The 11,333-nt window shown below is 57.0% G+C and carries 9 protein-coding genes; 3 read left to right on the forward strand and 6 right to left on the reverse strand.

Translation table 11 applies throughout. The features are described 5' to 3' along the window. The first annotated feature begins 5 nt into the window (after nucleotides 1-5). A complete protein-coding gene (locus tag GHO32_RS09080; RefSeq protein WP_153334245.1) occupies nucleotides 6-2,708 on the forward strand; it encodes a DEAD/DEAH box helicase in 2,703 nt (900 codons plus the stop codon). Between the two features lie 87 nt (nucleotides 2,709-2,795). On the opposite strand, the gene GHO32_RS09085 is transcribed toward GHO32_RS09080, so the two are convergent. From GHO32_RS09085 to GHO32_RS09100, 4 genes are all read right to left on the reverse strand, one after another. Beyond that, on the reverse strand, nucleotides 2,796-6,104 hold the full coding sequence (locus GHO32_RS09085) for a DEAD/DEAH box helicase (RefSeq protein ID WP_153338124.1): 3,309 nt from the start codon (nucleotides 6,102-6,104) through the stop codon (nucleotides 2,796-2,798). 23 nt (nucleotides 6,105-6,127) lie between these two features. Next, nucleotides 6,128-6,871: an S-methyl-5'-thioinosine phosphorylase gene (locus GHO32_RS09090; protein ID WP_048368705.1), complete on the reverse strand. Its 744-nt coding sequence runs from the start codon at nucleotides 6,869-6,871 to the stop codon at nucleotides 6,128-6,130. A 25-nt stretch (nucleotides 6,872-6,896) separates the two neighbouring features. Then, nucleotides 6,897-7,907: a beta-N-acetylhexosaminidase gene (gene nagZ, locus GHO32_RS09095; RefSeq protein WP_153334243.1), complete on the reverse strand. Its 1,011-nt coding sequence runs from the start codon at nucleotides 7,905-7,907 to the stop codon at nucleotides 6,897-6,899. A 170-nt stretch (nucleotides 7,908-8,077) separates the two neighbouring features. After that, nucleotides 8,078-8,785: a TetR/AcrR family transcriptional regulator gene (locus GHO32_RS09100; protein ID WP_048368707.1), complete on the reverse strand. Its 708-nt coding sequence runs from the start codon at nucleotides 8,783-8,785 to the stop codon at nucleotides 8,078-8,080. A 261-nt stretch (nucleotides 8,786-9,046) separates the two neighbouring features. On the opposite strand from GHO32_RS09100, the gene lexA reads away from it, so the two are divergent. Further along, the gene (gene lexA, locus GHO32_RS09105; RefSeq protein WP_153334241.1) at nucleotides 9,047-9,655 is read left to right on the forward strand and encodes a transcriptional repressor LexA; all 609 of its coding nucleotides are present in this window, start codon (nucleotides 9,047-9,049) and stop codon (nucleotides 9,653-9,655) included. Between the two features lie 11 nt (nucleotides 9,656-9,666). Then, on the forward strand, nucleotides 9,667-10,140 hold the full coding sequence (sulA, locus tag GHO32_RS09110) for an SOS-induced cell division inhibitor SulA (protein WP_048389319.1): 474 nt from the start codon (nucleotides 9,667-9,669) through the stop codon (nucleotides 10,138-10,140). A gap of 74 nt (nucleotides 10,141-10,214) precedes the next feature. On the opposite strand, the gene GHO32_RS09115 is transcribed toward sulA, so the two are convergent. Further along, nucleotides 10,215-10,448, reverse strand: coding sequence for a hypothetical protein (locus GHO32_RS09115; protein WP_019408701.1), 234 nt, complete (start codon nucleotides 10,446-10,448; stop codon nucleotides 10,215-10,217). Nucleotides 10,449-10,566: 118 nt separating this feature from the next. Then, nucleotides 10,567-11,088 carry a DUF6586 family protein gene (locus tag GHO32_RS09120; protein WP_048368711.1) on the reverse strand — a complete coding sequence of 174 codons (522 nt, stop codon included), beginning with the start codon at nucleotides 11,086-11,088 and terminating at the stop codon, nucleotides 10,567-10,569. Between the last annotated feature and the right edge of the window lie 245 nt (nucleotides 11,089-11,333).

Genomic DNA, 11,333 nt, shown 5'->3' on the forward strand with positions numbered 1-11,333 from the left:
CGCCCATGCCCCCGAACCTGAACCCACGACTGACCAAGCCACTCGCACCGACTTGGGTCAGTCGTTTCAAAGAACAAAGCCTGGAGCGTGGCCGCCGCTACGCCCGGGAAAACCGTGTCAGAATCGCGCAGATCGGCGACAGCCTGATCACGGCCAGTTGTCAGGGTTCCGGGGACAACACCTATCGCCAGACCATTCAGTTACGCGAATCCGCCAAAGGCACTCTGCTGTTGGTGAGCGCGAACTGTACTTGCCCTGTACGCACTAACTGCAAGCACACCGCTGCCGTTTTACTGAAGATTGAAGACACCTTGAACTACCCCGCTGCTGCCCAGGACGCCGAGCTTCTGGAAAAACTCCAGGCCGTACTCGACTCGCGCCGCCCCAACAACCTCCCGGAAGTGCTGAGTGAAGACGTGCAGCCAACGCCACGGCTGTGGCTGGCCAGCGCCGAATTCAGCGCCTTCGAACCGCGCAACGGGAAAATGCAGCGCTACACCCAGCACCGCGCCGCGCTGTCATTCAATTACCTGGATCATTACGCCAGCGGGCACAAAGCCGCTGACATCCTGATTCGCCAGGAACACCAAACCCTGCGCATCAAACGCCAGCCCGAGGCCGAAAACGCCTTTCGCGAGCAGTTGCGCGAGCTGGGCTTCAAAATCGCTACCCGCCAGAGCAAAGCCCTGCCGGAGAGCGCCGGCGAATTGTTTGAGATGGTCAACGACAGCGCCTGGCTCAACTTCACCCTGAACCAGATGCCCGGCCTGCGCGAGCAAGGCTGGGAGCTACAGATTGACGAAGATTTCGGCTTTGACCTGTCGCCGATCGAAGATTGGTACGCCAACGTCGACGAAGCCCCCGAGCACGACTGGTTCGACTTGGAGCTGGGGATCATCGTCAACGGCCAGCGCCTGAGCTTATTGCCGATCCTGCTGAACCTGATGCGCTCGCACACCGACATCCTCAGCCCCGAAAAACTCGCCCGCCGCCGCGACGATGAACTGATTCTGGTGAATATCCCGGCCACGCCCAACAGCGGCCACGGCCCGCTGCAAGTGGCGCTGCCCTATGGCCGCCTGAAACCGGTGCTGGCGACCCTGGACGAGTTCTATCTGGGTGAGCCGGGCGCCACCGCACTGCGTATCAAAAGTGCTGACGCCCCGCGACTCAATGCGCTGGACGCCATGCCCTTGCGCTGGGAAGGCGGCGAACACATCCGTGGATTTGCCCAACGCCTGCGCGACATCAAAGACTTCAGCGTCGACGCCCCCGAAGGGCTCAATGCCAACCTGCGCCCGTATCAACTGGAAGGGTTGAGCTGGATGCAGTCACTGCGCCAGCTTGAAGTCGGCGGCATTCTTGCGGACGACATGGGCCTGGGTAAAACCCTGCAAACACTGGCGCATATTCTCTGCGAGAAAAATGCCGGACGCCTTGACCGCCCGGCCATGGTCGTAATGCCCACCAGCCTGATCCCCAACTGGCTGGACGAAGCCGCGCACTTCACCCCGCAACTCAAGGTGCTGGCGCTGGTGGGCGCAACACGCAAAAAACACTTCGACCACCTCAACGACTACGACCTGATCCTCACCACCTACGCGCTGCTGCCCAAAGACAGTGAGCAACTGGCCAAATTGGCGCTGCACGTATTGATCCTCGATGAAGCGCAGTACATCAAGAACCCCGGCAGCAAGGCGTCACTGGCTGCCTGCGAGCTGGTGGCCCGCCAGCGCCTGTGCCTGAGCGGCACACCGCTGGAAAACCACCTGGGCGAACTCTGGTCACTGTTTCACTTCTTGCTCCCCGGATGGTTGGGCGACATTAAAACCTTCAACCACAACTACCGGGTGCCGATTGAGCGCCAGGGCAGCGATGAGCGGTTGCAGCACCTGAATGCACGGATCAAGCCGTTTTTATTGCGCCGCACCAAAGAGCAAGTCGCCACCGAGCTGCCGCCGAAAACCGAGATCATCCATTGGGTCGACCTCAACGAAGCCCAGCGTGATGTGTACGAAACCATGCGCCTGGCGATGGATAAAAAGGTCCGCGACGAAATCACCCGCAAAGGCGTAGGCCGTAGCCAGATCATCATTCTCGAAGCGCTGCTCAAGCTGCGCCAGGTGTGCTGCGACCTGCGCCTGGTCAGCAACACCCCGCCGAAAAAAGGCAGCACCTCGGGCAAGCTGGACAGCTTGATGACCATGCTTGAAGAACTGTTTGCCGAGGGTCGGCGCATCCTGTTGTTTTCGCAGTTCACCTCGATGCTGGAACTGATCGAAGCCGAACTGAAGAAACGCAACATCCGCTACGCCCTGCTCACCGGCCAAACCCGCGACCGACGTGCACCGGTCAAGGACTTCCAGAGCGGCAAGTTGCAGATCTTCCTGATCAGCCTCAAGGCGGGCGGCGTAGGCTTGAACCTGACTGAAGCCGACACCGTGATCCACTACGACCCGTGGTGGAACCCGGCCGCCGAAAACCAGGCCACCGACCGCGCCTATCGCATTGGCCAGGAAAAACCGGTGTTTGTGTACAAGATGATTGCCCGCGGCACCGTGGAAGAGAAAATCCAGCACCTGCAGCAGGAAAAATCAGATTTGGCGGCAGGCGTACTCGATGGACGCATCGCCGGAGACTGGAAACTGCAAGACGACGACATCGACGCCTTGTTTGCGCCATTGCCGCCTAAAAACGAAAAACGCTAAAACACCTATCTGTAGGAGCGAGCTTGCCTCGCGATCTTTTTTCCCTTTTAAAGATCGCGAGACAAGCGCCTACATAACCCGCGTACGCTACCCCTTCAACGGGGCGAACAACGCGTCAATGTCACTCTGCTCAAGCTTCCAGCCACTGTTCAAGCTGCCTTCTAAAACACCTGCAGCCAAATGCGCTTTCTTCTGTTGCAACGCCTGGATTTTTTCTTCTACGGTGCCGCGCGCAATCATCTTGTAAACGAATACAGGCTTATCCTGACCAATTCGGTGTGCACGATCAGTGGCCTGGTTTTCAGCCGCCGGATTCCACCATGGGTCGTAATGAATCACCGTGTCAGCGGCTGTCAAATTAAGGCCCGTACCTCCGGCCTTCAAGCTGATTAAAAAGAGTGGAACTTTGCCGTCCTGGAAGTTTTTAACCGGCGTGCGCCGATCCTTGGTATCACCGGTCAGCAGCGAATAGGCAACGTTGCGCTGCGCCAGCTCTTGCTCTATCAATGCCAGCATTGAAGTGAATTGTGAGAACAGCAAAATCTTTCGGCCTTCACCCAGCAACTCTTCAATGATTTCCATCAAGCTGCCCAGCTTTCCAGTCAACGTCCGCTTGGTAGTCACGGCTGATGCGCTCTTGACCAAGCGCAAATCGCAGCACACCTGACGCAGTTTGAGCAACGCTTCGAGGATGATGATCTGACTGCCGCCTATCCCGCTGCGCTTGATTTCATCACGCACCTTTTTGTCCATTGCAACGCGAACGGTTTCATAGACATCACGCTGGGTATCGCTCAAGTCAACCCAATGCACGATTTCAGTTTTCGCGGGTAATTCAGCGGCAACCTGCTCTTTGGTTCGGCGTAACAAAAACGGTTTGATACGCGCCGTCAGGCTGTGCATGCGCTCACTGTTGCCATGCTTTTCGATGGGCGTACGGTAATCACGATTGAACGCTTTGTTATCACCCAACCAACCCGGCAACAAGAAGTGAAACAAGGACCACAGCTCTCCCAAGTGGTTTTCCAAAGGCGTACCAGACAGACACATACGTTGTTTTGCCTGCAACTGCCGCGCGGCTTGGGCAGCCTTGCTGGTCGGATTTTTAATGTTCTGTGCCTCATCCAGAATCACAACACTCCAGACGAGAGGCTCAAGTGTTTCTAGGTCACGTGGCAATAAGGCGTAGGTGCTCAAGACCAAATCATAGTTTGCCAACTGATCGAAGTCTTTTTGGCGATTGTTTCCATGCAAGGCCAGCACTTTGAGTTGCGGGGTAAAACGCGCGGCTTCGTCGAGCCAGTTGGGTATCAGACTGGTGGGCATGATCGCCAGAGCAGGCGAGTCAAGCTGACCGTTCTGCTTGAGTTGCAGTAAATGGGTCAGGGCTTGCAATGTCTTGCCCAAGCCCATGTCGTCACCCAGGATGCCGCCTACCTCAAGCTCACGCAGCGCCAGCATCCAGTTGACGCCTTCCAGTTGGTAAGAACGCAGCGTGGCGTTTAACCCCTCTGGCGCAGGCACTGCGACATAGTCTGACTGCTTAAGGCGCTTGGCAAAGTCACGCTGACGCTCGCCCCCTTGCCATACCAGCGGCATATCGTCCAACGCACTGAGGCGTGCGGCATCCAGAGCACTCAGGCGTAATGAATTGCCACGATGCTCGTTTAAATACAACTCGCTGAGGGTTGTCATCAGCGGCTTGATACGCCCATAGGGCAAGACGACGTTCAAAGCTGGCTTTTGCAGCCCATATTGATAAGTCGAATAATGAAGATTGACCAACATCGGCTCGTCATCCTTGCGCAGAGCCATGGATTGCGGGTCTAACAGTTCAGGGTTGCGTCTCAACACGTTAAGCAAAATCGGTAACAGGCTATAACGTTGGCCATTGACCTCAATGCCCAACTCCAGATCAAACCAGGCATGCTCTGGCCCTTCCTCGATTTCGGCGTACCATTGCCCGACTTCGTGGAGTACAAAGTGAAAGCCTTGATTGATTACGATCTGCCAGCCCAAGCCACGCAAGCGCTCCAGATCAGATTGGACAAAATTGATCCAGCCCGCATCGCTCACTTGTTCAAATAGCTCACCGGTCACGCGAGGCAATGGGGCACTTTGACCTATCACTCTTTTGAAGCCGACCTTGAGCAGTGCCTTGCGAAGCGCTTTTTCAGCTGCTGGCTGGCGCTGGATACGCAGGGTTTCACTGCCCGACAACACGCGTACTTCGCTGGACTTTTTATCTGCTACAGAGTGACCCGCGTAGCTGAAACCCAACACGGCACGGTGTTCAAAAGGGCGGGGGGCGCGCCACGAGGTCTGCTCAACGCTTCCCAAGGTCAAATGCGCTATGGGAGTAATATCGTCTACAACCCGCTCAGTCAGTGTGACCGGTGCAGCTACCGTATCGACTACGGCACGCATGCGATGGCTGAACTCCAGGGCATGCTGCGCCGGGATGTCCGGAGCCACAAGCAAGTGACAAGCCAGTTTGTCGCTCAACTCATATTGCAGCGGCCCAACGTGCATCCGCTCGACGTCAATGTAGTGCAGCGGTTCCAGCGCTAAAACAGCATCCAGCGGCTGGCCGGAGGCAAACCATTGACCGCGGTAATGGCCGTTAGCTTGCTCAACCCAATTGAAGATTGCAGGGCACGGTGGCGAAGCAACCAATGATTGCTGCGAGTCAACATCGAGAAACAGGCGTGACGTTTCAAGGAGTAACTCAAGCAGTTCACTGCCGATACGCCCCTTGAGCTCTACGCCTGACACATAGCTCGCGTTGCTATGGCTGGCTAAAAACAGACGAATAAACTTAAGGTCCGACTCAAGCACGTAATTGGGCGAATTGTGCACGGTCTCGTGGGTAAACGTGCAGCGCTGCAAATCTCGAAGACTGCCGTCTTGCAGACGTCGGCCCGTGAAGAACTCTACCTGCCAACTCCCCTTTTGGCGGTTTGACACAAGCCGATATAAAAGGCATGTGTCGTTGTCTTTTTTAGCAGGACCCGCGGCACGCTTGCTGTCTGAAAGGGCATCAAGCCAACGTTCCAGGCCAGTGCCCATGTTCTCACCAAGCCTTTGCAGCCGTTCTTGAGACTGTGTGTTGTGCACATAATACAAAACAGCAGCGCAGTGCTTGCAATCAAAGGCGACCGGACAAGTACATGAACAGTTCAGAAACTGTTCACCTGCAAGATCAGACTCGATACCGATCAGTTGTTCGTAGGCATAACCTTCTCCACCCACGCACGTGCCATGTATGCAGACGTCATCACTACTGAGCAACTCGACACGATCTTCTCGAAAGTACTTGCGTCCACGTTCAAGAGCGCCTTTGCTAAAGCCAATAGCCCAGTCGCCACTGTGCAACAGGTTTTCTATAGAGAGCATTCACTGCACTGCCTGATTAACTATCAATGGTGGTCGGTCAACACCCGCGCCAGGGTCGCTTTAACTTTGCCCATGCCGTCGTGCAGCGCCTGCTCGATTTCAGCCATGGTAATCACCGCCGTGGTCTTGCCCGCTGCCGGGTTTACCACCAGCGCCAGACACGCGTAATCCAGGTCCAGCTCACGGGCCAACGCCGCCTCAGGCATGCCGGTCATGCCCACAATGTCGCAGCCATCACGCTCAAGTCGGGCGATTTCAGCCACGGTCTCCAGACGCGGGCCTTGGGTTGCGGCATACACACCATGGGTGCTGTAGGAACAGCCTTCGGCCGCCAGGGCGCTGATCAGTTTTTCACGCAAGGCTTCGGTGTAGGGAAAGCTGAAGTCGATGTGGGTTACGTGCTCCAGATCACCGGCGAAATAGGTGTGTTCGCGGCCGCTGGTGTAGTCGATCAACTGATGCGGCACGCAGAAATGCCCGGTGCCCATCGCCATGTGAATCCCGCCCACGGCATTCACCGCCAAAATCGCCTCGGCACCCGCCTGCTTCAAGGCCCACAGGTTGGCGCGGTAGTTCACCTGATGCGGCGGCACCCGATGCGGATGGCCATGGCGGGCCAGAAACAGCACTTCACGGCCGCCAAACTCCCCGATCTGGATATCAGCTGAAGTCGGGCCGTAAGGCGTGTCCAACGCCAGCGAACGGCTGATGGTCAAGCCGTCGAGTTGGGTCAGCCCCGTGCCACCAATAATTGCGTAAACCGTCATTGAATCTGCCTCTTGAACACGTGCATTAATCAATCAATTGAGCATCTTTAAGGGCGCCCGTGGCCACCAACCAGCGCGGGTCCTGGCGGTAGTCGGTGCTGGCCCAGGCTTGCGCACGCATCCGCGCAATACTCGCAGAAGGCGTGACTTTCAGGCGCTGAGCAGCACTGAGGGCCAACTCGGCAGCCGCACGGTCGTTACACACCAGGCCCATGTCGCACCCGGCAGACAAGGCGGCCTCAATGCGGCTCGCCGCATCGCCGACCACATGGGCACCGGCCATCGACAGGTCGTCACTGAAAATCACCCCGTCAAATTGCAGTTCACCACGCAAAATGTCCTGCAACCAGCGACGGGAGAACCCGGCAGGCTGGCTGTCGACTTGCGGGTAGATCACGTGCGCAGGCATCACACCCGCCAAGTGCTTGCTCAGACGGGCAAAGGGCACCAGATCATGGCTACGAATCTGCTCCAGGCTACGTTCATCAGTCGGGATGGCGACATGAGAATCAGCCTCTGCCCACCCATGCCCCGGAAAATGCTTACCGGTCGCTGCCATGCCCGCCGCATTCATCCCGCGAATAAAGGCGCCTGCCAATTGGGTGGCGCGCTCAGGGTCACCTTCAAACGAGCGAGTCCCCACCACCGCACTGCGCTGGTAATCGAGGTCCAGCACTGGAGCAAAACTCAGGTCCAGCCCGACCGCCAACACTTCAGTGGCCATAATCCAGCCACACTGCTCGGCCAGGTACTCGGCGTTGGGGGTATCAGCGATTGCGCGCATCGCCGGAAGGCGGACAAAACCTTGGCGCAGACGCTGTACGCGGCCGCCTTCCTGGTCGACGGCCAGCAGCAAATCCGGGCGAATGGCGCGAATCGATGCACTCAACTCGCGCACCTGACGCGGGTGCTCAATGTTGCGGGCAAAGATGATCAGGCCGCCCACTTCAGGCTGGCGCAGCAATTGCCGGTCTTCAGCCGTCAACCAGGTACCGGCGACGTCCACCATCAAGGAACCTTGCAAGGCAGAACTCATGGGAAATCCTTAAAGAAATAAAGCGCTTATCAACCGGCTCTTCGCGCCAGGCACAGCACAGCACGCCGCGTGCCAGAGCGGCAGCGACGAAGAGCAAGACGGGAATAAGTCTGGGTTGGGCATGGCGGCTAGCTTAGCGGAACAAAGCTGCCGCGCCCACCCGCACGCGGTCAAACCTTGGCGGCAACCGGCGGGGTTTTGGTCCGTGGGCGAAGCTGCGCGCTGGCCATGGCCGGGTCAGTCACACCGCTGTCGGCACGCATGCCAGCCGCAAGGAAAGGCACCATCAGGCGCATCACCTGCTCGATCGAGGTGTTCACCCCAAAATCGGTTTCGGCGATGGCCCGCAAGGCCTTGATCCCGGACATGCTGAACGCCGCCGCACCGAGCATAAAGTGCACGCGCCAGAACAGCTCAATTGGCGGGATCTGCGGAGCGGCTTCGTTAACCAGCAACATATAGCGGCGAAACACCTTGCCGTACATGTCTTCGAGATAACGCCGCAAGTGCCCTTGGCTCTGGCTGAAAGCCAAACCCAGCAGGCGCATGAATATAGACAGGTCATTACCACTGCGTGGCTGGATTACCAGGGCCTGCTCGACCAACATCTCCAGCAGTTCTTCAAGGCTGGGGCGCTGCTCAGGCTTGGCCTGACGGCGCTCAAGCTCGCGGTCCAGATTGGCGCAGAACGGCCCTAGAAAGCGCGAGAAAACAGCCTGGATCAAGGCTTTCTTGGAACCAAAATGGTAATTGACCGCCGCCAGGTTGACCGAGGCTTTGCTGGTAATCAGCCGCAATGAAGTTTCAGCAAAACCTTTTTCCGCGAACAGCTGCTCAGCAGCATCAAGGATACGTTCAACGGTTTCCGACTGGGCCATGGCTACTCCGCCTGACAAAACATTAAAACATCTGTTTGAAACATACGTTTCGACTTGTAAAAAGTCAAGGCGGCGTGTTCGGTTTGCGACCGGGCGGTCTTGCATTTAACCACAGCCGCCGCCAGCAAGGCTTTGCCTTCTATTAGGCGACCCCTGCAAAGCATTGATGACCGTCCAGCGGACGGCAGAAAATGGAGGATTGCCAATAAGCCTTCACTGTATATAATCCCAGTCACTGTATAAAAAGACAGAGCGATCACCATGTTAAAACTGACGCCACGCCAAGCTGAGATCCTGGCCTTCATCAAGCGATGCCTGGATGACAACGGATACCCGCCCACCCGTGCCGAGATCGCACAGGAACTGGGCTTCAAGTCTCCGAACGCCGCTGAAGAACACCTCAAGGCCCTTGCTCGCAAGGGTGCCATCGAAATGACCCCGGGCGCCTCGCGCGGTATTCGTATCCCTGGCTTTGAAGCCAAGGCCGACGAATCCACCTTACCCATCATCGGCCGGGTTGCTGCCGGTGCGCCGATCCTGGCGCAAGAGCACGTTGAAGAGTCCTGCAACATCAACCCGACGTTCTTCCATCCGCGTGCCGACTACCTGCTGCGGGTCCATGGCATGAGCATGAAGGACGTCGGCATCTTTGATGGCGACCTCCTGGCTGTGCATACCTGCCGCGAAGCCCGCAACGGCCAGATTGTGGTGGCCCGTATCGACGACGAAGTGACCGTCAAGCGCTTCAAGCGCGAAGGCAACAAGGTCTGGCTAATCGCTGAAAACCCGGATTTCCAGCCCATTGAGGTCAATCTCAAAGAGCAGGAACTGGTTATCGAAGGCCTGAGCGTCGGCGTCATACGCCGCTAATAGGAGACGTCATGCAGTTCCCACACACACCGCTGCCAGCACAACTCCCCTTGTTCGAAGTGTTCATGGCACAACCCATGGCCCCTGCGATCAAAGAAGTGCTCGATGCACCCTGGAGCGCCGAACCTGAAGTTTTCAGTGAATTGTCGCTGCGCGGTGCTGCCGGAAACTGCCTGAACCTGCTGGCGCCCATGCTTCGCGAACTCAGCGAGCAACAAGACGACCGTTGGCTGACCCTGATTGCCCCGCCTGCCAGCCTGACTCAAAGCTGGCTGCGCGAGGCCGGGCTGAACCGCGAGCGCATTCTGCTTCTGCAACCCAACGGCAACAAAAGTGCTTTGCAACTGACTTGCGAAGCACTGCGCCTGGGCCGTAGCCATACTGTGGTCAGCTGGATCAACCCGCTGACTGCCGGCGCTCGCCAACAATTGGTCAGCGCAGCACGTACCGGCCACGGGCAAAGCCTGAATATTCGTTTGGGTTAAGCGGTTGTCACTAACTGCCACAGTGCTTGTGCGCCCTGCACAAGCCTGCCAGTAATGCCTGCCAGCCTGAACACTTAGTGCAGGATGCGCGGGCCTTCATCTTTTTCAAGCTCGCCTTCGGCCAATCGGCCTGCCATCTGAACACCGACGCTGAGCATGGCTTTGGCCACCTCAACGTGCTGACCTTGTAGAAAGGCCTTGGCATCTTCAGAAAAGTTAAGCGTCACCAAAGACCCCTCGTCTTCAGCCCGGCGCAACTCGATACGGCCGTCTGGTAATTCGACAATTTCTAGAAAGGACGTTGGCATAAAGGTTTGTTCTCCACGAAAGCGCGGGATTATATCAGTCATCCATTGTAATTTTTCCAGGATATGAGCCTGTTTCATTACCGACTGATGAATGACTGTACAGTTTTATCCGCGACCTTCAACACTCATTTAGTCCGTCACGAAACCTGATGGCCAAACTTTTGAGGTTTTGGCGCCACTCCTCCAGCGTCTCCCGGCTTAATTCTTCGGGCGCTTCATCCTCCAGATTGACCGCCTCAATCAGGGGCTGAAAAACGTCTGCCTTAACCTTCTTCGGCGCCTGCAACGGCTGGTACAACGCTGCGTGAGTGGCAACCAGTTGCGCCAGCCAGGTATGCGGCGCTCTGGCCAGTTCGACCATTTCTGCCAGCTCTGGAATGGCTATGGCGTCTAAAACTTCTTGAGTCAGCAGCAACTCGACCCGCGGAGCGTTTGCTTGAGGCAAGCGATAAAAGCCGGCGATTTCATGGCATAAGCCGAGTAAAGCGCCATACAAATGAAAAATGGCCGATTCGCGTTCAGCCTGAACCAGCGCCTGAGCATTCATGGCCCGCCCCTCCCCGGCCTTGTTCATGGCCTCAAGGGCCAAACCGGCGAAATATATTTTCTGATTGGTACGGGTATAGAGTTCGTGAGCCATGTTAAGGCGCTCCACAGCGAATGGGGTAAGGGCTGACAGCAGTCTCAGGTATAGGGGATAAGGGCGCAAGGCCATGACGAGAGGATTTTTGCCCAAGATCAAAAGATCGCGAGACAAGCTCGCTCCTACACAGCCTGCACCGCCAGTAGTCGCTGCCGAGGCACGAAGGCTGCGATGGGTAGCGAAGCTACCCCACCCAAAATCAAAAAAACCGCGCAAGGCATGCAGCCCTTGCGCGGTTTTTT

Origin of the sequence: Pseudomonas sp. FSL R10-2189, assembly GCF_009600325.1 — a bacterium.
Lineage (GTDB): Bacteria > Pseudomonadota > Gammaproteobacteria > Pseudomonadales > Pseudomonadaceae > Aquipseudomonas > Aquipseudomonas helleri.

What these genes read in the sequence shown, in the direction of transcription:
- GHO32_RS09090 (WP_048368705.1), bottom strand. Translation starts at nt 6,871, where the DNA reads ATGACGGTTTACGCAATTATTGGTGGCACGGGGCTGACCCAACTCGAC.
- nagZ (WP_153334243.1), bottom strand. Translation starts at nt 7,907, where the DNA reads ATGAGTTCTGCCTTGCAAGGTTCCTTGATGGTGGACGTCGCCGGTACC.
- GHO32_RS09115 (WP_019408701.1), bottom strand. Translation starts at nt 10,448, where the DNA reads ATGCCAACGTCCTTTCTAGAAATTGTCGAATTACCAGACGGCCGTATC.
- lexA (WP_153334241.1), top strand. Translation starts at nt 9,047, where the DNA reads ATGTTAAAACTGACGCCACGCCAAGCTGAGATCCTGGCCTTCATCAAG.
- GHO32_RS09100 (WP_048368707.1), bottom strand. Translation starts at nt 8,785, where the DNA reads ATGGCCCAGTCGGAAACCGTTGAACGTATCCTTGATGCTGCTGAGCAG.
- GHO32_RS09120 (WP_048368711.1), bottom strand. Translation starts at nt 11,088, where the DNA reads ATGGCTCACGAACTCTATACCCGTACCAATCAGAAAATATATTTCGCC.
- sulA (WP_048389319.1), top strand. Translation starts at nt 9,667, where the DNA reads ATGCAGTTCCCACACACACCGCTGCCAGCACAACTCCCCTTGTTCGAA.
- GHO32_RS09085 (WP_153338124.1), bottom strand. Translation starts at nt 6,104, where the DNA reads ATGCTCTCTATAGAAAACCTGTTGCACAGTGGCGACTGGGCTATTGGC.
- GHO32_RS09080 (WP_153334245.1), top strand. Translation starts at nt 6, where the DNA reads ATGCCCCCGAACCTGAACCCACGACTGACCAAGCCACTCGCACCGACT.